Origin of the sequence: Streptomyces sp. NBC_00846 (genome assembly GCF_045207325.1) — a bacterium.
Classification (GTDB): Bacteria; Actinomycetota; Actinomycetes; order Streptomycetales; family Streptomycetaceae; genus Streptomyces.
The window spans coordinates 6,239,421-6,263,001 of record NZ_CP108846.1 but is presented as its reverse complement, the minus strand read 5'-3'; the positions used below and the strand labels follow the sequence as shown (position 1 = coordinate 6,263,001).

Genomic DNA, 23,581 nt, shown 5'->3' with positions numbered 1-23,581 from the left:
AGTTCGGTACCCGTCCGGCGATTGAGGACAACACCCGCCGCAGGGCGAGCGCGCCAGGACTGCGGACATCCCCCGGGCGGGTGTCACGGCGTAGCCGGCAGCGGCAGCGCCGTCTCCCGTGCCGCCGCCGCGGCCAGCGCGTCGAGCACCGGCGCGATCAGCGGATGCCCCTCCGCGCCGTGCCGCACCACGGCGAAGACCCGGCGGGTCGGCGCGCTGCCCTCCACCGGCCGGACCACCACCTCCGTGAGGTCCATTCCGCGCAGCGCGGACCGCGGCACCAGCGCCACCCCGGCGCCCGCACCCGCCAGCGCGACCACCGCGCGGAAGTCGTCCGAGGAGTGCTCCAGCCTCGGCTGGAACCCGGCGAACTCGCAGGCCAGGACCACCACGTCATGGCAGGGGTTGCCGGGGTACGGGCCGATCCACGGGTCCTTCTCCAGGTCGGCGATCGCCACCTGTTCCTGGCCGGCCAGCCGATGCCCGACCGGCAGCACCGCGTCGAACGGCTCCGAGTACAACGGCACCCGGGTCAGCCGCCGGTCGTCCTCGCCCGGCGCGCCCCGGTACTCCACGGCGACCGCGACATCCACCTGCCGGTCCAGCACCATCGGCACACTCGCGTCGCCCTCCGCGTCCTGGACGCGGACCCGGATGCCGGGCGCGGTGAGGGTCAGCTCGGCGATCGCGGGGGCGAGGACCAGGCCGATGCCGGTGGCGAACGCGGCGACCGTGACCGTACCGGCGTCCCCCGCGCCGTACGCGGCGAGCTCCGCCTCGGCCCGTTCCAGCTGGGCCAGGACGGCATTGGCGTGGGTGAGCAGGATCTCCCCGGCGGCGGTGAGCCGGGCGCCGCGCGCGTTGCGTTCGACCAGCCGGTGTCCGGTCTCCTGCTCCAGCGCGGCGAGCTGCTGGGAGACCGCGGAGGGCGTGAGATACAGCGCGGCGGCTGCGGCAGTCACCGTACGGTGGTCCGCCACCGCACGAAGAATGCGCAGCCGCCGTGCATCGATCATGTGCCCATTGTCCCAGGTCACGGAGGCAACCCCGGCGCCCGGGTGGCGGATCCGGGCGCTACTGCCCCAGCGCGGCCCGCGCGTCGACGAACGCGTCCACGACCCGGTTCACGTCCGCAGTGGAGTGCGCGGCGGAGAGCTGGACGCGGATGCGGGCCGCGCCCTGCGGGACGACCGGGTACGAGAACCCGATCACATACACACCACGCTCCAGGAGCAGCTCCGCCATCCGGCCTGCCTTCGCCGCGTCCCCGATCATGACGGGGGCGATGGCGTGGTCGCCGGGCAGGATGTCGAAGCCTTCCTCGGTCATCCGGCTACGGAAGAGCGTGGTGTTGGCATTGAGCCGCTCGCGCAGGTCGCCGGCCGCCTCCAACAGGTCCAGGACCTTGAGCGAGGCCGCCGCGATGACCGGGGCGAGGGTGTTGGAGAAGAGGTACGGGCGGGAGCGCTGGCGCAGCAGCGCGACGATCTCGGCGCGGGCCGCGACGTAGCCGCCGGACGCGCCGCCGAGCGCCTTGCCGAGGGTGCCGGTGATGATGTCGACGCGGTCCATCACGTCGTGCAGCTCGGGCGTGCCGCGGCCGCCGGGACCGACGAAGCCGACGGCGTGCGAGTCGTCGACCATGACCATCGCGTCGTAGCGCTCGGCCAGGTCGCAGATCTCGCGCAGCGGGGCGACGTATCCGTCCATGGAGAAGACGCCGTCGGTGACGACGAGCCGGCGCCGGGCCCCGGACGCCTCCTTGAGCTGCGTCTCCAGGTCGGCCATGTCGCGGTTGGCGTAGCGGAAGCGCTTGGCCTTGGAGAGGCGGATGCCGTCGATGATGGAGGCGTGGTTGAGGGCGTCGGAGATGACCGCGTCGTCCGGGCCGAGGACGGTTTCGAAGACGCCGCCGTTGGCGTCGAAGCAGGAGGAGTAGAGGATCGTGTCCTCCTGGCCGAGGAAGGTGGAGAGCCGCTGCTCCAGCTCCTTGTGGACCTCCTGGGTGCCGCAGATGAAGCGGACCGAGGCCATGCCGTAGCCCCAGCGGTCGAGCGCCTCGTGGGCGGCGGCGATCACCTCGGGGTGGTCGGCGAGGCCCAGGTAGTTGTTGGCGCAGAAGTTGAGCACCTCGCCGGGGCGGCCGCCCGCGGTGACGGCGACGGTCGCGGACTGCGGGGTGCCGATCACGCGCTCGGGCTTGTGCAGTCCGGCGGCCCGGATCTCGTCGAGGGTGGTACGCATGTCGTCGCGTACGGAGTCGAACATGAGGGGTGTCTCCCAGCTGTCTACGGTGGCGTCGTCTACGAAGGCGTCGGGTCAGGAGGTCCAGTCGAGGATGACCTTGCCGCCGCGGCCGCTCGCCGCGTCGTCGAAGGCCGCCTCGAAGTCGCGGTAGCCGTACCGGCCGGTGATCACAGGGGCGAGATCGAGGCCGCCCTCCAGCAGTACGGACATGGCGTACCAGGTCTCGTACATCTCGCGACCGTAGATGCCCTTGATGGTGATCATCGAGGTGACGATGCGGGACCAGTCGACGGGGAACTCCTCGGACGGGAGCCCGAGCATGGCGATCCGGCCGCCGTGCGTCATGTTCTCGATCATGTGGCGCATCGCCTCGGGCCGTCCGGACATCTCCAGGCCGATGTCGAAGCCCTCGCGCAGTCCGAGGCGCTTCTGCCCGTCGAAGATGGTCTCCTCGCTGACGTTGAGAGCGAGGCTGACGCCGATCTTCCGGGCCAGTTCCAGCCGGGCCTCGCTGACGTCGGTGATGACGACGTTGCGGGCCCCGGCGTGCCGGGCGACCGCCGCGGCCATGATGCCGATCGGTCCGGCGCCGGTGATCAGTACGTCCTCGCCGACCAGCGGGAACGACAGCGCGGTGTGCACGGCGTTGCCGAACGGGTCGAAGATCGCGGCGACGTCGAGGTCGACGGGGGTCCGGTGGACCCACACGTTGGACGCGGGCAGGGCGACGTACTCGGCGAACGCCCCGTCCCGGCCGACGCCGAGCCCGAGCGTGGAGCGGCACAGGTGACGGCGTCCGGCCAGGCAGTTGCGGCACTTCCCGCAGACCAGGTGGCCCTCGCCGCTGACCAGGTCGCCGACGTTGATGTCGACGACATCGGCGCCGGTCTCCGCGACCTCGCCGACGAACTCGTGTCCGAGGACGAGCGGGGTGCGTACGGCCTGCTGGGCCCAGCCGTCGTAGTTCCGGATGTGCAGATCGGTGCCGCAGATGCCGGTGCGGAGCACCTTGATCAGTACGTCCGAGGGGCCGATCTCCGGCTCGGGCACGTCCATCAGCCAGAGTCCCGGCTCGGCCTTCTGCTTCACGAGTGCCTTCACGGCTGCGGCTCCCTGCGCTGTACGGCGTTGAGTACCCCGGACCGGGGCAGCATGGGGGAAGCCTGCGGCCCGGGGAAGAATGAGAGGGACGGCATGGCAGCGCGCGTCGACCGGCTGCCGCGCTCCATCCTCTGCCGTCACGGAGAAATCTGCCGCACCCCGCGCCACAGGTCCATCGAGGATTTCTTAAGCGTGCCCGCAGCTCCGCTTCATGCCCCGCACCGCACGGCCCGGCGGCCGACCACCCCCCGAACAGGGAAAACGGGCGGCCGGCCCCCGCGAACGTGCCGTGATCAGTCGGCGAGCTCCTGCGGCGGGTTGTCGCGGCCCGGCACCTCGTTGGGTGCGAGGACGCGGCTGTCGCCCGGGTACGGCTTGGTCCATCCGGTGGACGCGTCCCACTGCGCGGCGACCTCCCGCAGCTGCTCGGTCACCTGCGGGCGCTGTGCCCTGAACCCCAGCGCGAACAGGAACGGCGCGACGAGGCAGCCCGGACAAACACGGCACGGACATCACGGGGCGAGGGCAGCTACCGGGAAACTCACGACGCGCGCCAGCCGCTCCAGCGCAGAACCGAAACCCTGACCACCGGTCCGCCGGGCGGCCGGTCGGCGTACTGCTCGTATTTCGCCCTCAGCAGGCTGATGCCGCGGGCTGCCTCGGAGGACCGGTCCGGCGGCGGGAGCACGCGGGCTTCACCGTCGGCCCTGGCCCACCACAGTCGGCCCCACTCCTCCTCGTAGTGATCGGTGAGCAGGCAGACCGACGGGTTGGCGGCGATGTTGGCCAGGCGCTTCAGCCGCGTCGTCCGCTTCGGTTTGTCGTCCACGGCCAGCAGCACCGTGTCGCCGTCCACGGCGAACACCACCGGAACCAGGTGCGGGCGGGCCGCCTCGTCGGCCGTCGCAAGGTGGGCGATGCGCGCCGCGGCGAACCGCTCCCGTGCCTCAGCACTCGTCAGGGCGGGCATCGCCCTCCTTTCCCGGTAATGCGCCAACTACCCGCGATTCAGTGCCACTTGGTGCAGGCCCAGTCTCCGCCGACACCGTCGTAGTGCTCTACGCACGCCCGGTACCGGTAGCTCGACCACACCATGGGGGTATACATGACACGGGTGAACGAAGCGGACTCCACGTACGTCACACCCTTGTGGACCTGGAGCTTGAACCGGAACCCGTCGAAGCCCTTGGGGACGTACGCCCAGGCGGCACTGCACTTGGACGACACCCGCAGCTGGACCACGGGACCACCACCGGCCGACTTGACCCGGTCGAGGGTCTTCGCTCCCTGGTCGCACTTCGTGGAGTGCGGGTTCTTCCCCGTGCAGGACGACCCCTTGCATCCGGCGGCAGCCAACGACTGCGCCTGGGCCGGAACTTCGGTCTTGGACCGCGGCGCCGCGTGGGCCTGCACGGACGGCACCACCAGAGCCCCCACCGCCGCCATCGCAGTTACCGCAGTCGTGATGCGCACACGTACCATTTGTCGCTCTCCTGATGGATCATGGAATTGGTCAGGAGATTTGTACGGTGCGCGCGGATCGACCGCCACCGAATCGGACACCTTGCCCTTCCGACGGGTGAAAAGTCGGATCGCGTCACGACCGGGCGGAGCAGTGAGCAGGGCACGGCTCCCGGCGTACGGGGTCAGGCTCCGGTGCCGGCGGCTTCCAGAAGGGCCTGGCGGAGCTGACCGACACCGGGCGCTCCGGCCGGGCCTCCAGGGGTGCGGTAGATTCGGCAGGAGAGCGACGGCGTGGCGCCGGGCTCGGCGAACGGGTCGCGGCCGTCGATGAGGACCGTCGGAGAGCCGGTGAAGCCGGACCGCTCGGCCTCGGCCTGGTCGGCGACGACCCGGGTGACGACGGTCGTCGTGGACGGCCCGGCCCCGTCCAGCGCCTGCCGCAGCCGCGTCTCGGCGAGCAGCTGCGGTACGGGATGCCCCAGTCGTGCAGCACGTGCAATGCCAGATGACGGGCGAGACGGCAGCGCCGCCGCTCCGTCTCATCAGCCCCGGCGCGCACTCGGCACACGCGCAGGCGTTCACGGGCCTGGTAGCGGCGCCCTCCTGACCTGAGGGGTTCAGGCGGAGTCGGCCTCGATATGGAAGGGGACGGTGACGATGTTGGAGGCGACGCCCATCAGGCTCAGGTCCTTGGCATCGATCTTCCCATCGCCATTGAGGTCCTTCACGACGCTGGGTGCGTCGTTGTAGTTGCCGTCGTGGTCCAGGTCGTCGACTACGGCCACAGTCAGGGTGGTGTCGACATTCTGGCCCGCGATGGGAGCGCCGACGATCCAGGTGTCCCACAGTTCGGTCTTGTGCGGGGTGCGGTTGGTGACGCCGGAGAGGTTGAACAGGTTGGCCAGGTTGGTGCCGGGCCCGGAGAAGCCGGGGAGGGTGCTGTTGGTGGTGGAGTCCAGCACGACCAGTCCAGGGATCTTGTCGTCCTGGCCGGTGGAGAACGTGCCGGGGAAGGGGGCGATATTGTTGTGCGCGGCCGGGCCGGTGAGCTGGAGCCCGTTGAAGCCGGTCTGGGCCAGGGTCTTGCCCCGGAAGGAGAGCTTCAGGTCCACGATCCAGCCCTTGCCCTCCACGCCCGCGTTGTCCCCGCGCTTGGGTGCCAAGACCTCCACCTTGACCGGGTGCGTTGCGGTGGAGGCGGACGTGTCCGGGCTCGAGGCGTTCGCGCTGGACAGCCCGGAGGCCGCGGCGCCCAGGCCGAGGACCATGGCCGAACCCGCGCCGAGGGCCCAGCCGAGCTTCTTCTTCCTCATGACTTGTTCTCCTGAGTGTTGAGAGGCTTGCAGCCATGTGTACGACCACCTGCACCACTCGGTTCAGCCCGCAGGCCGATCAGTAATGCCTTGTTGGGTGGCGCGCGCCGGGGCTGGTAACGGTCGCGTCCCGGTGGTTCCTTGTCCGTGTGACGCCGGACGGTCCCGCAGGGCGCCCCGGGCGATGCCGTCCAGCGCGCCCGTGGTCTCCATGCCGGCCCTTTGTCGGCGCTCCTGTGCACACCCCTGCTACTTGGGGCCCCGACGGGCCTTCGCTCCAACGGACGGCGAGAACCCGAATTCGTCCGCTGCCTGCGGGTGAACTCAAACCGCCGGCTCGTCGTATACGTAGCCGCAAGGGCACACGATCAGTGCCTCAGGACGTAAGAGACCGCATGTCGCAGCCGCCCTCGAAGACAACGCCGGCCGGTGCGGTCAGGTATGGAAGTGAGTCGGATGGATCGGATCTGGTACCGCGCCTCCCCAGGGCGCGGACTGTCCACCGCCTGCAGCCCGGTCCCGGCGATGCTCCAAGCGACCCCAGCCTGCGAGACGAGGACATCGAGCGTGACGCCGGACGAGCAGTTGATGACTGCGTTGTACACCGAGCACCACGATGTGCTGCTCTCCTTCGTGCGTAGGTACGTGCACAGTTCTGAGCAGGCGGAGGACGTCGTGCAGGAGACGCTGTTGCGGGCGTGGCGCAGCATCAACAAAATCGAGCCACGCCACGCCACCATCCGCTCCTATCTCTTCACGATCGCCCGCAACGTGCTCACCGACGGCTGGCGCGCTGAGCAGCGGCGTCCGGAACTGCTCCACGACAACGAGGCACTCGCGGCTGTACCTTCTGCCGACGATGTGGAGGCGGCGCTGGAGGGGCACGTGATTACCGCAGCGTTGGAACGCTTGTCCGGCGAGCATCGTGACGTGATCCAGGCGCTGTACTTCGAGGGGCTGACTGTCGCCGAGTCCGCGTCACGGCTCACGATCCCGGAGGGAACGGTCAAGTCCCGCGCCTACTATGCCGTACGCAACCTGCGCGCAGCCTTTGAAGAAATGGGAGTTCTGCGGTGAGCACCGACCACGATGGCGTGCGCATGCTGATCGGCGCGTATGTGCTGGGCGGTCTCAGCGAGACCGACCGCCGCGTCCTGGAATCCCACCTGCCCACGTGCCAGGAATGCCGTGACGAGCTCGCACACTCGGCCCCGCTGGCGGGACTCCTCCGCCGTGCCCCGGGCATGTCCGCGCCCCGTCCCCAGGCCACGCGCGAGGCCGACACCGATGCGGCGCCCCCGGCTTCGTCGGCCTGGCTCGACCGTCTGCTGGAGCAGGTCCGCGCCGCCGATGTCGCACGCAGGCGCCGGGCTCGTCGGCAGTGGCTGGCATTGGCTGCGGCCCTGATCGTGGTTGCCGGGCTCGGACTGGGGTCGATGCTGCCGTTCCGGCACTCGACCGGCCCGGCCACGGCCTTCACCTCGGCCGCCGGGTACTCCGTGTCCGGCCGTGCCACGCTCACGGCCAAGCCCTGGGGCACGGCGGTGAGCGTCACCCTGGCCGACCTGCCCGCAGGAGCACCAGGACCCTTCGTCCTCCAGGTCTCCTCGGTGGACGGCCGCAAGGAACAGGCGGCCACCTGGGCGATCACCCCCAACGGCAGCGCCGCCGTGACGGGGGCGAGTGCCCTGCGCCTTCCCGACATCCGATCCATCTCCGTGATGGACCACGCGGGACGCCTGGTCGCCACGACCCGACCACTCTGACCTGCCTCGACCACCATCCTGCGGACCGCTCCACTGCCGGGCCCACGGGATGGTCCCGCCTGCCCTGATGCAGGACCACACGCCACTGAGCTGACGTCGTTGCCCCTGCGAAGCGTTTGCCCCAGCACGTGCGACTCGGGGCAACCGGGCGTGGCGCCGCACCCAAGCCACCTCACCGCAATTCCTACTTCCTACCAAAAGGGGTTACCCCGATGAAGATTCACACCCGCGTCGCATCTGCCGCGGCCATCACGCTCGCCGTCGCCGCCCTGGCGACCGCCTGCTCCTCCGGCGGCGGCAGCACAACCACCGCAGCATCCGCACCGGCTTCGTCGGATGCCGCCGGCGCTGCCGGGGCGGTGAGCACGTCGTCGTCGCCGACGCTGGGCACCATCATCGTCAACGAGGCGGGCCATACCCTGTACGCGTTCGAGAAGGACACCACAAGTCCTCCGGTGTCGAACTGCTACGCGGACTGTGCCGCCAAGTGGCCGGTGGTCCCGGCCACTACCAACGTCAAGGGCATCGACTCCAGCCTGCTCGGCTCGGTCACGCGCAAGGACGGCACCAAGCAGCTCACCATCAAGGATCACCCGGTCTACCTCTTCGCAGGCGACCAGGCGGCCGGTGACACCAACGGCCAGGCACTGAAGGGTGTCTGGCACGCCCTCACCCCCCAGGGAGCCGAGATCAAGACGCCGAAGGCTTGATCGTCAATCTCGGCGCGCAACTGGTGAGAGGCCGTCCGCCGCGTGAACCCCGGCGCACGCGGGCGGCCTTGTGATTGATCTTCTCCGGGATCACGTGCTGGATGCCTCGATGTCGCAGACAGGTCCCGATCTTGCTGGGCGATGCCCGCCGCGGCGAACCGCTCCCGTGCCTCAGTACTCGTCAGAGCAGGCATCGCACGTCTTCCCAACAGTCACGGCGGGTTCGGGATTTCGGATCGGTCCCACTGCCGAGGCGCAGCGGTCTCGGGCACCTCAGCGGTACCGGGCAGCGACTTCGGCCAGTCGGTCCAGGTACTCCAACGTCTCCCGTTCCGGCATCGTCGGTACGTAGAACAGCAGCCGCTCGACCCCCAGACCGGCATAGCCCTCGACCTGCTCGGGGTCGTCGGGAGCCGCGTACACCGTCACCGGCACCTCGCGGTCGGCGAGGGCGCGCAGCCGCTCGATCTGCGGACCGAGTTCCTGCGGCGACGTGCTGTTGGCCAGCCACGCGTCTCCGAGCTGCGCCACCCGTCGGAACGCGCCCTCGCCACCGCCGACGTAGATCGGCGGATGGGGGCGCTGCACGGGCTTGGGCCAGGCGTAGACCGGATCGAAGTTCACGAACTCGCCGTGGAACTCGGCCTTCTCCTCGGTCCACAGCTCCCGCATGGCGCGCAGCCGCTCGTCGGTGAGCCGGCCTCGGGTGGAGGGGTCGGTGCCGTGGTTCCTCATCTCCTCACGGTTCCAGCCGACACCGATGCCGAGAATCACGCGGCCACCGGAGACCAGGTCGAGCGAGGCCACCTCCTTCGCCGTGATGATCGGGTCGCGCTGCGGGATCAGCGCGATGCCGGTCCCCAGCAGCAGCCGCTCGGTCACCACACCGATCGCGGTCAGAGCGACGAAGGGGTCGAGGGTGCGGTAGTAGATCTCCGGCAGCTCACCACCGCCGGGATAGGGCGTCTCGCGGCTCGCCGGGACATGGCTGTGCTCGGCGATGAACAACGAGTCGAAGGCGCGCTCCTCAAGGGCGGTTCCGAGCGAGGTCGGGCTGATGCCCTGGTCGGTGATGAAGGTCGAGACCCCGAATTTCACGACGGCTCCTCGAAGGGTCGGGTACGGGACTGCACAGGTGGCACAGATCCCTGACTACCCGCCCCGGGTGATCCCGCCCCCATGACCACCCGGGAGAACCATCACGGCGCGCTGCGCCCGTCCAGCGTTCCCCTCGTCTGTGTCGCCTCGATGGTCGAGGCGTTCTTGGATTTGAACGCTCGGCTTCGCACCCCGCCGTTACCAGCGACGCACGTGAGCGCGGGGACGGACCTGGACACCAGCCCGAAGTCCGGCCTCCCTACCGCTCCACCACCGCGCAAGCTGCGGAAAACCTTCCTCGACCCGTTGACCCCCCTGCGACCTGCACTTAGCATCGTCAGTACACCAATGATTGGTGTACTGACTACTTGCTGGCCGGCTTGCAGACACCGTCCCGCGTTCCGCTCGCCGCCCATCCCCCGTCTCAACGAGGAGGCCGTATGCCGTCGTCCTTTACATCCCCGCAACTCGCCGTGGTCGGCGGAGGCATCGGCGGGCTGGCCGCCGCCCTGGCTGCCGCCCGCGCGGGGAGGCAGGTGACGCTCGTGGAACGAGCGGCCGAGTTCGGCGAGATCGGAGCCGGCCTGCAGCTGGCCCCCAACGCCTCCCTGGCACTGGAAGAGCTCGGCGTCCTGGCCGAGGTGCGGCAGACGGCCGTCGTGCCGCCCCGGCTGGTCATGATGGACGCCCTCAACGGTGACCGGATCACCGAACTCGACCTGCGCAGCGATGCGTTCCGCGAACGCTTTCGCCACCCGTACCTGGTCACCCACCGCACGGACCTGCATACGGCCCTGCTGACCGCTTGCCGGACACATCCCGCCATCACCCTCCGCACCGGGCGCACCGTCGCCCGCGTCGAGCAGGACGGCTCCGGCGTCCGCCTGCACTTTGCGGAGACCACAGAGGTCCTGGAGGCCGACGCAGTGGTGGCTGCCGACGGGCTGCGCTCCGTGTTGCGCCAGGCACTGGTCGGCGACGGTGATCCGGTCTGCTCCCGCTACGTCGCCTTCCGCGGCGCGCTGCCCACCGTCCGGATGACGGGCCGTATGTCGGAGATTGCCGCCTCGGAGGCGGTGATGGTGTGGGCCGGCCCCCGTATGCACCTCGTGCAGTACCCCGTGCGCCGTGGCGAGCTGTACAACCAGGTCGCGGTCTTCGAAAGCGACCACTACCGGCCCGAGTCGGACGACTGGGGCACGGAGGCCGAACTCGAGGAGCGGTTCGCCGGCGCGTGCCCGGCCGTGCGTGCCGCATTGCCGCTGGTCTCCCGCGACCGTCGCTGGCCGTTGTTCGACCGCGCACCGGTCGACACCTGGGTATACGGACGCATCGCCCTGCTCGGCGACGCGGCACACCCCATGCTCCAGTACCTGGCCCAGGGCGCCTGCCAGGCCCTGGAGGACGCCGTAGCCCTCGGCCGTGCGCTGGTCGAGTCCGCAGACGCGGCCGACGCCTTCGCCTCCTATGCCAAACGGCGCCAGGGACGGGCGGCCCTGATCCAGACCACGGCCCGCAGCTTCGGGGAACTGTGCCACCTGGAGGGCATGGGAGCCGCCGTCCGCAACGCCCTGCTCGCCACCCGTTCCTCGCACGACTTCGACGACATCTCCTGGGTGTGGACACCGGCCCCCGACACCGATTCCGCAGTCTGACCGACCGTACGGAGGACCACCATGACCGACGACGCCGCCTACAAGGCCCTGGAGAACCTGGGCGCCGCCCCGCTGTGGCGCTTCTACGGCAACCTCTTCCCCGCCGAGCCCCGCAGCCGAGCGGTCCCCCATCGCTGGAGCTGGCAGGACCTGCGCCCTCACCTGCTGCACTTCTCGCGGACACTGTCCCTCCACGAGGCCGAGCGCCGGGTACTGATGCTGGTCAATCCCGGTCTCATCGACCCGCCGGCCACCGTCAATACCCTGTACGCCGGGCTGCAGATCATCCTCCCCGGCGAGACCGCCCAGGCCCACCGGCACACCTCCAACGCGTTCCGTTTCATCCTGGAGGGCACCGGCGCCTGGACCACCGTCAACGGGGAACGCGTCCACATGGCCCCCGGCGACCTGCTGCTGACCCCCGGCTGGCACTGGCACGACCACACCCACCAGGGTGACGCGCCCATGATCTGGCTGGACGCCCTGGACTACCCCCTGGTCAACGCACTGGAGGCGGGCTTCTACGAGAAGTACCCGCAGCGTCTGCAGCCGGTCACCCGACCCGACGACGCGGGCAGTCGGCAGTTTCTGCACGGCCGTCTCACGCCGGCCTGGCTGACCCCCGACGGGCCCAACTCACCCATCACCCGCTACACCTGGGAGGAGACCGCACGCGCCCTCGACGCCGTCGCGGACACCGCCGAGGGCAGCGACATCGACGGCATCGTGCTGGAGTACACCAACCCCTGGACCGGTGGCCCGGTGATGCCGACGATCGGCTGCCGGGTGCAGCGTCTACGCCCCGGGTTCCAGGGAACGGGCCGCCGGCACACAGCGTCCACGATCTTCAACGTGGTCCGCGGCGAAGGTGCCACCGTGGTCGACGGCGTACGGCTGGACTGGTCCGAACACGACACCTTCGCAGTCCCCGGCTGGGCCTCGTACCGGCACCTCAACGCGTCCGCCTCTCAGGACGCCGTCCTCTTCTCCTACAGTGACGAACCGGTGATGCGCTCGCTCGGCCTGTACCGCACCGAGGCATCTGACCCCGGCGCCTGACATCCCGGACGTCCAACCGCTCACCACAGCAAGGAACATGACATGCGTCTGACTCTCTTCAACCAGGGCCGGCTCGGGCTCGTCGACGGCAGCGACATCATCGACGTGACCGAACAGCTCGCCGGCTCCGGCCCCTACGGGCCCGAAGGCGCGCTGCACCGCCACATCGAGCGCCTGGCCGACGGCCACACCGGCCCGCTGGACCTCACCGGCGTCCCCCACACCCCCCTGGCCGGGGCAACACTCGAAGCGCCCCTTCCCCGCCCGGGGAAGATCATCGGCGCTCCCGTCAACTACCTCGACCACAAGGCCGAGATGGAGTACACCACCTCGGTCGCCGACCTCGGCGTCTTCCTCAAGGCGAACTCCTCCGTGATCGGGCCGGGTCAGGACATCCTCCTGCCCTACACCGACAAGCGGACCGACCAGGAGGGCGAGCTGGGCGTCGTCATCGGACGCACCGCCTCCCACGTCTCACGTGACGACGCTCTCGATTACGTCTTCGGATACACCTGCGTCCTGGACATCACCGTCCGCTCCGGCGAAGACCGTTCCACCCGCAAGTCCTTCGACACGTTCACTCCCATCGGCCCCTGGATCGTGACCGCGGACGAGATCCCGGATCCGGACACGCTGGACCTTCGCTGTGACGTCGCCGGGACCACACGGCAGCGGACCAATACGGCAGATCTCATTTTCGGCGTGCGAGAGCTCATCGCTTACACAAGTTCCGTCATGACACTGCACCCCGGTGACGTGATCGCAACCGGAACCCCAGCGGGTGTCGGCCCGCTCAGCCACGGCGATCGCGTGGTGCTGGAGATCGAGCGCGTCGGACGCCTCGAAGTCGGCGTGGACGGGTCGGGGGCCACTGCCTACGCGCAACGTCCCGGGCACCACTCCCGCTGACGGGACAGCGCACACCGAGGCAATGCCGCTCGCTCGTAGACTCCCGGATGGGCCTGCCGTCCGGGAGGAGGGCACCACCTCAGCGGAAGAAAGATGGAGCACCGTGGCACGCGCACTGAACCTGGAGAACTACATCGGGCATCTGATCCGCCGCGCGGAGCAAGTGCATACCGCAATGTGGGCTGCTCAGGTTTCCCAAGAGGTCACCTCTCAGCAATTCGCCGTTCTCAACGCTCTGCGGCAGCAGCCCGGTATCGATCAACGCACTCTCGCCTCCGTCATCTCGCTGGACCGCTCCACCGTCAATCTCATTGTCCGCCGCTTCACCGATCAGCAGTACGTCACTCAGGTGCGGGACGCGGCAGACCGCAGACGCACTCTGCTGAGTCTGACCGACGATGGCGACCGCGTTCTGAGCTCCCTCATCCCGCCCGCGCAACGCGTCAACGAACAGCTTCTGTCGGCTCTGCCCGCCAGTGAACGCGCTTCGGCCGTGAGTGTCCTGCGCACCATCGCCGACATGGAAGTCACGTCGCCAATAGGCAGTTGACAGCCTCCTGCACCGCGGCTCATCCACCGGCCGGATCAGGACGACTTGTAAACTCTCTATCTGTCCGAGGAGTCATCCATTGCTGCAAGACCACTCTCGCGCAACCGGGGACGACGGACCGGAACACAGCCCAAAAGCACAGGCCAAAGGCGCCTCCGGTACGGGACCTGTGATCAGCCGCGCCCTACAGATCCTCGACGCCTTCAGCGCCCAGTCCCCTCACCTGTCACTCAGCGAGCTGGCGCGAAAAGCGCAACTGCCCGTTTCGACCGTCCACAGGATGCTGGGGGAACTACTTGCCTGGGGAGCACTGGAGCGTGACGCCCAGGGACGCTATCGCATCGGGCTGCGCCTGTGGGAGCTCGGCTCGCTGGCACCACGCGGTCAGGGGTTGCGCGAGCGAGCCTTGCCCTACCTCGAGGATCTCTCGCTGGTCACCCGCGAAAATGTGCAGCTAGCCGTGCGCGAAGGCACGGAGGCAGTGTTCGTCGAGCGGATCGGGGGAAGCTGCGCAGTCCCGACACTCACGCGTGTAGGCGGCCGACTCGCCATCACCGCGACAGGCGCGGGGCTGGCCCTGCTCGCCCACGCACCGGCCTCCGTCCAGAACGACGTGCTGGAACAGCCCATCGTACGTAACACGCCTTATACGATCACCGATGCCAACCGGCTACGAGGGCTGCTGGCACAGGTTCGTGCACGCGGCTACGCGGTGAGCGACCGGCAGTTGTCGCTCGACACGCTTTCGGTGGCCGCGCCGGTGCGGTCCCCGCAAGGAGAGGTCGTCGCAGCCGTTTCACTTGTCGTGCATTGCGGCTCTGCCACCCCGGCTGCCCTGGCCGACCTCGTCCTCACCAGCGCCCGTGCCATCAACCGCGCACTTCACGTGCCCGTTTCCTGACCGGCTCTCTCGCAAAGTAAATGGTTTCCCGGCATACGGAAAAGCGGCTGGTTACAGCCGCGCCGGATTCGGACCATGTGTGCGCCGACTGCAGGAGCGAGCCGCTGGATGTGAGCTGGTTCAAAGGCGTCGGCCCTATCGCAGTCGACAACGGAGTGCTCCCATGTTCATGCGTTTCGAGTTCCATGCCACCCAGCGAGTCGTCCGGTGAGCGCGCCCCTGCGCGAGGCCCTGGATAACGGGCCCATGACCCGTTTTCAGTGGACTGCGATCGGTATTTGTGTCCTGCTGAATACGCTCGACGGGTTCGACGTCCTGGTCATGGCCTTCACCGGGAAGACCATCTCCAGTGAATGGAATCTGAATTCCGGCACACTGGGGCTCCTCCTCAGCTGCGGCCTCATCGGTATGGCCGTGGGAGCACTGCTCGTGGCACCCTGGGCGGACCGGATCGGACGAAAGCCCGTCATACTCGGCGGTCTGGCGCTGGCGGCTGCGGGCATGCTGCTGTCCGCGACGAGTCAGAACTGGCAGCAGCTGGGATTGCTGCGCATTGTCACGGGCATCGGCATCGGCGCTGTCCTTGCGTCCAGTAACGTCATCGCCGGCGAGTTCGCCTCCCGCCGCTGGCGCGGTCTGGCCGTCAGCCTGAACTCCACCGGCTACGCGGTGGGCGCGACAGTCGGCGGCCTCGCGTCCGTCACCCTCATCGACCACTTCGGATGGCACTCGGTCTTCCTCGCCGGCGGCATAGCCACCGTGGTCGCCATTCCCCTGGTGATGTTCCTGCTGCCCGAGTCTCTCGACTTCCTCATCACGCAGAGGCCGCCAGGGGCTCTCTCCAAAATCAACAACCTTGCCCGGCGCATGGGACACGCGGAACTCGACTCGCTTCCCCCCGCTGCCGCTGCTCACCGGCTGAGTGCTGGATTCCGTCTCCTGCTGGCACCGGGCCTGCGCCGCGTCACGCTCGTGCTGTGGTCTGCGTTCTTCCTGGTGATGGCCGCTTTCTACTTCGTGACCAGTTGGACGCCGACCCTGCTCGTCGAAGCCGGCCTGTCCTCCACCCAGAGTCTCACCGGCGGCACCCTGCTCAATCTCGGCGGAATGTTCGGCACCGCGCTCCTTGGCGTACTGGCTGCCCGCTACGCACTGGTGAAGGTGAACCGTGGCTATCTGTTCGCCTCCGGTCTGCTCGTGGTGGCGTTCGCGGCCTCGACCGAGAATCTTGCCCTGGCCTTCAGTTTCGGTGCAGTCGTCGGTGTCGCCGTCAACGGGTGCATCGCGGGTCTCTACGCACTGACCCCAGCCATCTACGACACCCGTCTGCGCGCTACAGGAGTCGGTGCTGCCATCAGTGTCGGCCGCGTCGGCGCCATCGTCGCGCCCACTGCCGCTGGGTGGCTGCTGGATGCCGGCTGGACACCGCACGCCCTCTACATCGCCGTCGGCGTGATCTTCGCGGCTGCCGGCGTGCTGTTGTTCTTCATGCAGCCCGGCGGTAGGCCCGCTGTCACAACTGCCGACCAGGCCGCCGCTACGATTTAGGCCGACCGGCAAATGGATCACGTGAGGCGTCGGGTGGTGGGACGGCCGTCCCAGCGACAGCGGCTCGTCGAGCGCCGGATGAGCATGCGGCGCGTGACGAAAGCGGCGGTCCCACTGGCGACGACGCCATCACCATCTCTTCCTGCGACACACAGGTGGGCGAGCCGTCACCTTGGAGCTCATCGACCATGTACTTGACCTGTCTCAGCTGCGAAACATCGAGATCCAGGTAATGCCGCAGGTACGCGAACGCCATGCGGGACTGCACGGCCCCATGCAACTGCTGGAAACACCGGAAAACAAGTGGTTCGGCTACGGCGAAGGGCAGGAGCATGGCCACTTCATGTCCGACCCAAAGGTCGTCAGCACGCTCCAGATGCGGTATGCCAGGATGCGTTCACAGGCTCACTCCCTCGAATACTCCGTGGGCCTGTTGCAGCGGATGCGAGGAGCGGTATGAGCACCACAGACCTGGCCTGGTTCAAGAGCAGCTACAGCAGCCCCTCAGGCGACTCCTGCGTAGAAGTCGCCCTCTCCTGGCACAAGTCCACCTACAGCGGAGGCGATGGCGACTCCTGCGTAGAGGTCGCCACCTGCCCCACTACCGTCCACGTCCGGGACTCGAAGGTCGAGCAGGGTCCGCAGCTCGCGCTCTCCCCCGCCGCCTGGACCGGCTTCGTCGCCTACACCGTGAGCGGCTGACCGGACGCGGATGGACACGGCACTGTGCCGCGCACCGGATCAACTCCGGTGCGCGGCAACGGCGGGTATCACGCGTCACGTGTCAGGCGTCAGGACAGCGCCAGCTCGGTGACGTTGTCGGCCTCCAGGACCACTTCGACGGCCGTCTCACCCCCACCGACCACTGACAACACCAACAACCAAGATCAGCTTTCAACTTGACACACCCAAGCCACGGGGTTCTTCGCGAGAATCCGCTGAACACCTCCGTCGAGGTCGCCCGCGTGACCTTCCGGCAGCGTGCGTGCGGGGGGGGCGCGCCTTGATAGCGTCGCTCCCGCGATTGCGGACTGCTCCCCGCCGGGGTCGTCGCTGCGCCCGGACGGCCGGCCCTCGACGGGCGGCCGTCGGAGCGAGCGTGCTGACGTTACGGGGACGTTCGCGGCAAGGACGAAAAGGGCCTACGCATGAGCCTCGCGCAGTTGCATTACACCTCTGCTTCTGCGGAGGACGACGGGGACGGCCACGAGGGCGGTGCTCGGTTCACCGCGGTCAGCGCGGGCATACCCACGCCGGTACTGGCCGAGGCCGAGCAGCTCCTGGGCTACGAGCCACCGGCTGCCGCCCCGTACCACCCGACCGTTGATGAACTCCGCTCGTTTCCCGAGGCGTTGAGCTTCAGCGCACTGTCCGACGGCAGCCATCTGCTGAGCCGTACGGTGGCGCTCGGCGGCCCCGGCGCGGGCCGTTTCCACGCGCACGCGGTGCATCTTCCGGCCGGTACCCGGCTGCCGGGCGACGCGCTGCCGGTCACGGCCTGGCGGTCGCCGAACTGGGCGTCCACGCCGCCGGACGGCGGGGTGCCCGGCCGCATGACCCACCTGCCCGCCTCCGCCGCCTCCGGGCCGCAGGCGCTCAACGACTTCGCGGTCTCCCGGAGCCCCTGGCTGGCGGCGGTCTTCGCCGATCTGCGCAGGGTGAGCGAGGAACCGTCGTCGGCGCGCGTGGTGCTCGTGGAACGGCAGAGCGCCGATGTGGCCCGCTGGATCGCCCTGGCCGCTGCCGTGCTCCCGCCGGAGACCGCGCAACGGCTGACCTTCACGACATACACCCGCCGCCCGGCGCAGTCCCCGCACCAGGTCGTCGGGGTGCTGCCGGACGACGCGCCCGCAACGGCCGGCCCCGACAGCGGGCTGCGGGTGCACGACTGCACCGGTCCGCGCCCGGAGGGGCCGGTGGCCGACGCCTGGGCCGAGACCTGCGCCCGGATCTGGCGGCACCGGTCTCCGGAACTGTTCCGGATGGCGGCGGAGCTGCCCGGCGAGCCCTTCGCCGCAGGACCGCTCGCCGTGACGGCCCTGTGCACGGGCGTCGAGCTCGGCCCCGACGGGCGGGCCGCGGCAGCGGCCTGGGCCGCCGAGCGGCCGTACGCGCTGGACGAGGAACGGACACGGCGGCTGACCGATGCTCTGACCGCCCCCGGCATCGACCGTACGACCACTGAACTCGCCTGCGTGTCACGGTTGTTGACGGCTCTCGACGGCCGGTCCCCGGCCGCCACGACCACGTCGCTCGCGGCTCTGCTGGTGACGGAGGCGGTGCATGGCGGTGATGTCGCACTCGAACCACCCGCGCGCTCGTCCTTCGCCGGGCCGGCCGGGGAGCGGGCCGCCGCCGCGCTCGTCGCGGCTCTGGGCGACGACCTGCGTACCGAACTCGCCACCGGTGCGGCCACCGCGTCCGCGTCGTCGGCCGCACCCGGCCGGGGTGTGGCGCGCACTGTGCAACTGCTGCGGATCGCGCGGCTGCTGGACCTGGACTGCGCGGACCTGATTCCCGACGTCGTACGCCGGGTGGCCCGGTCACTGCTGGACGAAGGGGCGGCCGGCTGCGCGCCGGTACTGCTCGACCTCCTGGACGAACAGTTCGATGTCCGTACGGCGTTGCTGGGCGAGCTGGACCGGATCGCCCCGCACGATCCGGCGGGTACGAAGCGGCTGCTGGCCGGGGTCGCCCTGCCGTTCACCGGAGCGCAGGCGCTGCCGCATCTGCGGATGTGCGCGGCGGCGCCGGACGCCAGGGCGGGCGCCGGGGACCGGATGAAGGTGCTGCACACGGTGCTCCGCGCCGGTGGCATGTCACCTTTCACCGAGCCGCTGGTACTGCGGACCGGGGTGGGTCTGGTGTGGGGCGAGGATCTGCTCACGCCGGGCGAGGCCCGGCTGCTGCTGAGCGAGACCACCTCCGACGCGCACCGTACGGCCGGTACGTGGTCCGTTCTCGTCGCGGCGGCGCTCGGCGCCCCCGCGGACGACGAGGAGGCCCCCGAACTCGCCCATGACCTGTTGCGCGGCTTCCCGCAGGACATCGATGCGCGGGCGCGCGGCGCCCTGCTGCTCCTGGAGTTCGCGCGGGAGCTGCGGTCGGGGACCGCGGAGCCCGGCTGGGCGGCACGGGCCCGGAAGCTGTACGCCGGGGCGGAACCGGTGGAGCCGGGCGTACGCGACCAGGCGTTCGGCGCCCTGGCCCGGCAACTGCTCGCCCCGGACCGGCCCGAGGCGGAGCTGTACGCGTTCGTCCACAGCGACGACGCGGACCTCATCGCGGCCTACGGCAGGGCCGCCCGGCATGACACCGTCCACGCCCGGCTGCGTTCCGAACCGGCTTATGTGGCCGACTGCTTCACCGTCTGGAGCTCACATCCGCATGCGGGCCGCGCCTGGGGGGAGACGCGGGCGGCGCTGCTGGAGGAGGTGCTGCGGCCCGTGGTGCGCGGCCTGTCCGCCGACGCGGTGGCGGCCGTGGAGGAGGCCGCCGAGCGTACGGGCAGCAGCCGCACGGCGGAGGCGTTCCGGGCGTGGAACCGGCCGGGTGGCTTCGGCAGACGGCTCGGCAGCAGGCTGGCAGCACGGGTGCGGCGATCGTAGCCAAGCTCATCACATCAAGAGGCCGCGAGTCCTCGGGCAACCCGCGGGCGTCAGTTGTGCCGGACCGTGCTTCCCTGAGTCCGTGATCAGGCAGAAGTTACCTATAAGTATGTAGTGACTTTGCACGCAACCGACAGTAGAACCTGTTTCACTCTGTCGAGAGTGAAGGACGCCACATGAGTGACACCACCATGCATGATGCTGGATCCAAGAGTGTCTCGCGTCGAAGGTTCATCGCAGGAACCAGTTCTGTTCTGGGAGCCATGGCTCTCATCGGCCACGCCACCTCGGTTCAGGCGAAAGCTGTCTCCACTGCGGCTCCGGTCAAGTCCGGGACCCATGTCCCGGTCCTGGTGATCGGCACCGGATACGGGGGCTCCGTCGCCGCCCTGCGTCTCGCCCAGGCCGGCGTCGACGTACACATGATCGAGATGGGCATGGCCTGGGACACGCCCGGCCCGGACGGCAAGATCTTCGCCAACACGACCCAGCCGGACAACCGGTCCTACTGGCTCCGTACCAAAACCAAACAGCCCCTCAGCAACTTCCTCGGCTTCCCCATCGACAAGGCCATCTCCCGCTACACCGGGATCCTGGACGCCGAGGAATTCGGCGGCATCACGGTCTATCAGGGGCGCGGTGTCGGAGGCGGTTCGTTGGTCAACGGCGGCATGGCGGTCACCCCCAAGCGCGAGAACTTCGGCGCCATCCTCCCGTCGGTGAACGCCGACGAGATGTACGGGATCTACTACCCGCGTGCCAACGCCGGGCTCGGGGTCGGCACCATCGACCCGGCCTGGTTCGAGACCGCCGAGTGCTACCAGTACGCCCGGGTCGGCCGTAAGCAAGCCCAGCGTTCCGGCTTCCCGTTCGTCTTCGTTCCCGCCGTGTACGACTGGGACTACATGAAGCAGGAGGCGGCCGGTACCGTCCCCAGATCGGCGCTGGACGGCGAGATCCTCTACGGCAACAACTACGGTAAGAAGTCGCTGCCGAAGACCTACATCGCCCAGATCAAGGCCACCGGCAAGGTCACCATCTCTCCACTGCACAAAGTCACCTCGGTCTCCCCGGCGGCCGGTGGCGGCTACACCGTCGTCATCGACCAGATCGACACCAACGGGGACACCACGGCCACCAAGTCCGTGACCGCGGACAAGGTGTTCTTCGCGGCAGGCAGCGTCGGCACCAGCAAGCTGCTGGTCACGCTGAAGGCCACCGGAGCGCTGCCTCACCTGAACGACGAAATCGGCAAGGGCTGGGGCGACAACGGCAACGTCATGTGCGGCCGCGCCAACCACCTGTGGGACCCGACCGGCAGCGTCCAGGCGTCCATACCCACGGGCGGCATCGACAACTGGGCCACCGGTGGCGCGTTCGCCGAGGTCGCGCCGCTGCCCACCGGGATCGAGACGTACGCCTCGTTCTATCTGGCGATCACCAAGAACCCGAACCGAGCCGAGTTCTCCTGGAACGCCGCGACGAGCAAGGTCGATCTGAGCTGGCAGACCTCCTGGAAGCAGCCGTCCATCGACGCGGCCAAGACGATCTTCGACAAGATCAACAAGACCGAAGGGACGATCTACCGCACCGACCTCTTCGGCACCTACAAGATCTGGGGCGATCACCTCACGTACCACCCGCTCGGAGGCGCGGTGCTGAACAAGGCCACCGACAACTACGGCCGCCTCCACGGCTACTCCGGCCTGTACGTCATCGACGGCTCGCTGATCCCCGGCAACACCAGTGTCAACCCGTTCGTCACCATCACCGCGCTCGCCGAACGGAACATCGAAGAGATCATCGCCGCCGACCTGTAACGGTGAGATCGAAGTCCGGGGCCGGGCGGGCACACCGAGCGGCCCCGGACCCTTCAGCGCCCGGGCAGGGCGCACACGGTGTCGAGGCCCAGCACATGGTTGAGCCGGCCGAACGCCAGCCACGAGCCGATACTCATGCTCAGTTCCACGATCTCGGGCTGGCTGTAGTGCGCGGTCATCCGGGTCCAGAACTCGTCATCGAGGCCGTGGTGATCCAGGGCGTACCGCTCGGCGTACTCGGCGGCCAACCGGGTCCGGTCGTCGAAGACGTCGGTGGTCCGCCAGTGGGCCACCGCGTCGGCGAACTCCTCCTCGACCTTCGCTCCGTCCCGTTCGGTCCGCCAATCGAGGCAGTAGATGCACCCGTTGATCTGTGCGATCCGCAACCGCGCGGCCTCGAACTCGCGTAGTCCGAGGGTCGTGTGGGCATACACCGACATCGAGAAATTCGCGGCGGCGATCCCGATCCCGGGGATCATCTCCCCCCACACGTACTCGATCGCATCCTTGCCTTCGGGGATATCGATGTTCATCGTTGTCTCCTTCCGAGCCTGCCAACCGCGGGGCGCAGTGGGACGTCGAGCGCGTCGTAAAGTCCGGGTTCCGCGCCCACAAGCCAGTCGATGGCGCTCACGAGCCTGCCGACCGCGGTGGCGTTCCCGCCCGCGGACCGGTTCTCGCCCTCGTCGGTGGCCTCGACCGTGACCTCTATGCGCGGGCGGCCCTCGATGACCACCCGGTGTGCGCCGTCGCCGTCGGGCGGCGTCGGCCAGTCCGGTGCGCAGGCCGGATGGATGCGCGTGATGTGCTCGATGACGATGCGGGGTTCGCCCTCAACGATGCCCTGCACCTCGAACCGGACAGCGCCCTGGGTGCCCGCCTCGAACTCGCCCATCGTCCTGGTACTCACCATGGTCTCAAGAGGGCGCCGGTCCAACGTCTCACGGATGTCGTCGAGTTCGACGCCGAGGGCCTTGGCCATCAGCCGCACTTGGCCGCCCCAGACCATCGTGGGGACCGTCGGCGCAAGCATCGGCGGCTCATAGTCCATCGGCTGTCCCATGCCGACCAAGTACCGGACGGATTCCTCCTGGTCGTAGGTGGAGTAGTCGAAGATCTCCTGACAGCGGATCACGTCCACAGTGGTGCCGAGTCCGCTGATCAGCAGCGGCAGCACGTCGTTGCCCCAGCCGGGGTCGACACCGGAGACGAACAGCGAGCCGCCGCCCTCAGCGATGGCGGCCAGCACCGGATCCCGCAACTCCGGCGGGGCGCCCAGTTGGTCGTAGAGCGCGTACACCGCAGGGGTGACGACTACGGCTCCGCCCCGGATCGCCCTGATGATGTCGGTGAGGGCCTCGTCGGGGCGGATGTCGCCGGACGCCGCGTACACCACCGCCTGGGGACCGGCGGCCAGCACACTGTCGATGTCGTCGGTCGCGGCAACCCCCAGACCGCGGTCGAGCCCTCCGAGGTCGCCCGCGTCGCGGCCGACCTTGTCGGGGTTGTGGACGAGCACGGCAGTGAGCGTCAGCGCCGGATGGGCATCGACGGCACGGATCGCCGCGCGGCCGACGTTGCCAGTACCCCAGACAACCGTGGAAATCATGCGCGGAGGGTAGCGAGAGGGCGCATCAGTTCATAGTGGCGTGACTGGAAAGAATTCTCGGGGCGGGTTCGGGTGTCGGCGGTGAGGGTGCGGCGCACCGGCGGATCGTCGCGCTCGCTGATCGGGATCGTGTCCCGCACGGCTTACTGGGTGAAGTGGCGGCGGCGCTTCGGCCCCGCATCAAGTCGGTGCGGGCCGGAGCGAGCCGTCGCGCCGGCCGTGA

General features: G+C 69.0%; 22 protein-coding genes and 2 pseudogenes. 13 read left to right on the top strand and 11 right to left on the bottom strand.

The genetic code is table 11. The features are described 5' to 3' along the window. Positions 1–83 precede the first annotated feature (83 nt). The 7 genes from OG936_RS28780 to OG936_RS28750 all read right to left on the bottom strand — a co-directional run bounded on the left by OG936_RS28780 (position 84) and on the right by OG936_RS28750 (position 6,125). Complete coding sequence (locus OG936_RS28780) at positions 84–1,016, bottom strand: LysR family transcriptional regulator (protein ID WP_406498609.1); 933 nt, start codon at positions 1,014–1,016, stop codon at positions 84–86. Between the two features lie 58 nt (positions 1,017–1,074). Continuing rightward, positions 1,075–2,268: a glycine C-acetyltransferase gene (locus OG936_RS28775; RefSeq protein WP_266749419.1), complete on the bottom strand. Its 1,194-nt coding sequence runs from the start codon at positions 2,266–2,268 to the stop codon at positions 1,075–1,077. Between the two features lie 51 nt (positions 2,269–2,319). Continuing rightward, positions 2,320–3,348, bottom strand: a complete 1,029-nt coding sequence (tdh, locus tag OG936_RS28770) for an L-threonine 3-dehydrogenase (RefSeq protein ID WP_406498607.1) — start codon at positions 3,346–3,348, stop codon at positions 2,320–2,322. 293 nt (positions 3,349–3,641) lie between these two features. After that, on the bottom strand, positions 3,642–3,782 hold the full coding sequence (locus OG936_RS28765) for a hypothetical protein (protein ID WP_406498605.1): 141 nt from the start codon (positions 3,780–3,782) through the stop codon (positions 3,642–3,644). Positions 3,783–3,889: 107 nt separating this feature from the next. After that, the gene (locus OG936_RS28760) at positions 3,890–4,318 is read right to left on the bottom strand and encodes a TIGR03668 family PPOX class F420-dependent oxidoreductase (RefSeq protein ID WP_406498604.1); all 429 of its coding nucleotides are present in this window, start codon (positions 4,316–4,318) and stop codon (positions 3,890–3,892) included. Positions 4,319–4,356: 38 nt separating this feature from the next. Next, complete coding sequence (locus OG936_RS28755; RefSeq protein ID WP_406498602.1) at positions 4,357–4,830, bottom strand: DUF2690 domain-containing protein; 474 nt, start codon at positions 4,828–4,830, stop codon at positions 4,357–4,359. 599 nt (positions 4,831–5,429) lie between these two features. Further along, a complete protein-coding gene (locus tag OG936_RS28750) occupies positions 5,430–6,125 on the bottom strand; it encodes a hypothetical protein (RefSeq protein WP_406498600.1) in 696 nt (231 codons plus the stop codon). Positions 6,126–6,692: 567 nt separating this feature from the next. Here OG936_RS28750 and OG936_RS28745 point away from each other — a divergent pair. From OG936_RS28745 to OG936_RS28735, 3 genes are all read left to right on the top strand, one after another. Then, on the top strand, positions 6,693–7,202 hold the full coding sequence (locus tag OG936_RS28745; protein WP_406498598.1) for a sigma-70 family RNA polymerase sigma factor: 510 nt from the start codon (positions 6,693–6,695) through the stop codon (positions 7,200–7,202). Continuing rightward, entirely contained in the window at positions 7,199–7,891 is a 693-nt protein-coding gene (locus OG936_RS28740) for an anti-sigma factor family protein (RefSeq protein WP_406498596.1), read from the top strand. The genes OG936_RS28745 and OG936_RS28740 overlap by 4 nt, the downstream gene beginning before the upstream one ends. A gap of 212 nt (positions 7,892–8,103) precedes the next feature. Then, complete coding sequence (locus OG936_RS28735; protein WP_406498595.1) at positions 8,104–8,601, top strand: hypothetical protein; 498 nt, start codon at positions 8,104–8,106, stop codon at positions 8,599–8,601. A 273-nt stretch (positions 8,602–8,874) separates the two neighbouring features. Here the strand turns inward: OG936_RS28735 and OG936_RS28730 are convergent, their stop codons facing one another. After that, positions 8,875–9,699, bottom strand: a complete 825-nt coding sequence (locus tag OG936_RS28730; RefSeq protein WP_406498593.1) for an LLM class F420-dependent oxidoreductase — start codon at positions 9,697–9,699, stop codon at positions 8,875–8,877. A gap of 440 nt (positions 9,700–10,139) precedes the next feature. On the opposite strand from OG936_RS28730, the gene OG936_RS28725 reads away from it, so the two are divergent. From OG936_RS28725 to OG936_RS28700, 6 genes are all read left to right on the top strand, one after another. Then, positions 10,140–11,354 carry an FAD-dependent monooxygenase gene (locus OG936_RS28725; protein ID WP_406384688.1) on the top strand — a complete coding sequence of 405 codons (1,215 nt, stop codon included), beginning with the start codon at positions 10,140–10,142 and terminating at the stop codon, positions 11,352–11,354. A gap of 21 nt (positions 11,355–11,375) precedes the next feature. Further along, positions 11,376–12,413 carry a cupin domain-containing protein gene (locus OG936_RS28720; protein ID WP_406498591.1) on the top strand — a complete coding sequence of 346 codons (1,038 nt, stop codon included), beginning with the start codon at positions 11,376–11,378 and terminating at the stop codon, positions 12,411–12,413. Between the two features lie 42 nt (positions 12,414–12,455). Continuing rightward, positions 12,456–13,322, top strand: coding sequence for a fumarylacetoacetate hydrolase family protein (locus tag OG936_RS28715; protein WP_406498589.1), 867 nt, complete (start codon positions 12,456–12,458; stop codon positions 13,320–13,322). A gap of 103 nt (positions 13,323–13,425) precedes the next feature. Then, positions 13,426–13,872: a MarR family winged helix-turn-helix transcriptional regulator gene (locus OG936_RS28710; RefSeq protein ID WP_406498587.1), complete on the top strand. Its 447-nt coding sequence runs from the start codon at positions 13,426–13,428 to the stop codon at positions 13,870–13,872. Between the two features lie 169 nt (positions 13,873–14,041). Next, positions 14,042–14,773, top strand: coding sequence for an IclR family transcriptional regulator (locus tag OG936_RS28705; RefSeq protein ID WP_406498585.1), 732 nt, complete (start codon positions 14,042–14,044; stop codon positions 14,771–14,773). 207 nt (positions 14,774–14,980) lie between these two features. Next, positions 14,981–16,321 carry an MFS transporter gene (locus OG936_RS28700; RefSeq protein WP_406498584.1) on the top strand — a complete coding sequence of 447 codons (1,341 nt, stop codon included), beginning with the start codon at positions 14,981–14,983 and terminating at the stop codon, positions 16,319–16,321. A 17-nt stretch (positions 16,322–16,338) separates the two neighbouring features. Here OG936_RS28700 and OG936_RS28695 read toward each other — a convergent pair. Further along, positions 16,339–16,431, bottom strand: a pseudogene (locus OG936_RS28695) (IS5/IS1182 family transposase); the annotation flags it as partial. A 23-nt stretch (positions 16,432–16,454) separates the two neighbouring features. Between OG936_RS28695 and OG936_RS28690 the strand changes: the two are divergent. The 4 genes and pseudogenes from OG936_RS28690 to OG936_RS28675 all read left to right on the top strand — a co-directional run. Further along, positions 16,455–16,781 (top strand): annotated as a pseudogene (locus OG936_RS28690) (Scr1 family TA system antitoxin-like transcriptional regulator); the annotation flags it as partial. After that, positions 16,778–17,023: a DUF397 domain-containing protein gene (locus tag OG936_RS28685; protein WP_406498582.1), complete on the top strand. Its 246-nt coding sequence runs from the start codon at positions 16,778–16,780 to the stop codon at positions 17,021–17,023. The pseudogene OG936_RS28690 and the gene OG936_RS28685, both read left to right, overlap by 4 nt. A 446-nt stretch (positions 17,024–17,469) precedes the next feature. Next, the gene (locus tag OG936_RS28680) at positions 17,470–19,929 is read left to right on the top strand and encodes a GTPase-associated protein 1-related protein (RefSeq protein WP_406498580.1); all 2,460 of its coding nucleotides are present in this window, start codon (positions 17,470–17,472) and stop codon (positions 19,927–19,929) included. Positions 19,930–20,105: 176 nt separating this feature from the next. Continuing rightward, on the top strand, positions 20,106–21,749 hold the full coding sequence (locus tag OG936_RS28675) for a GMC oxidoreductase (RefSeq protein ID WP_383754164.1): 1,644 nt from the start codon (positions 20,106–20,108) through the stop codon (positions 21,747–21,749). A gap of 53 nt (positions 21,750–21,802) precedes the next feature. On the opposite strand, the gene OG936_RS28670 is transcribed toward OG936_RS28675, so the two are convergent. Next, the gene (locus OG936_RS28670; protein WP_406498578.1) at positions 21,803–22,282 is read right to left on the bottom strand and encodes a carboxymuconolactone decarboxylase family protein; all 480 of its coding nucleotides are present in this window, start codon (positions 22,280–22,282) and stop codon (positions 21,803–21,805) included. Next, positions 22,279–23,358, bottom strand: a complete 1,080-nt coding sequence (locus tag OG936_RS28665) for a dihydrodipicolinate reductase (protein WP_406498576.1) — start codon at positions 23,356–23,358, stop codon at positions 22,279–22,281. The genes OG936_RS28670 and OG936_RS28665 overlap by 4 nt, the downstream gene beginning before the upstream one ends. Positions 23,359–23,581: the final 223 nt, after the last annotated feature.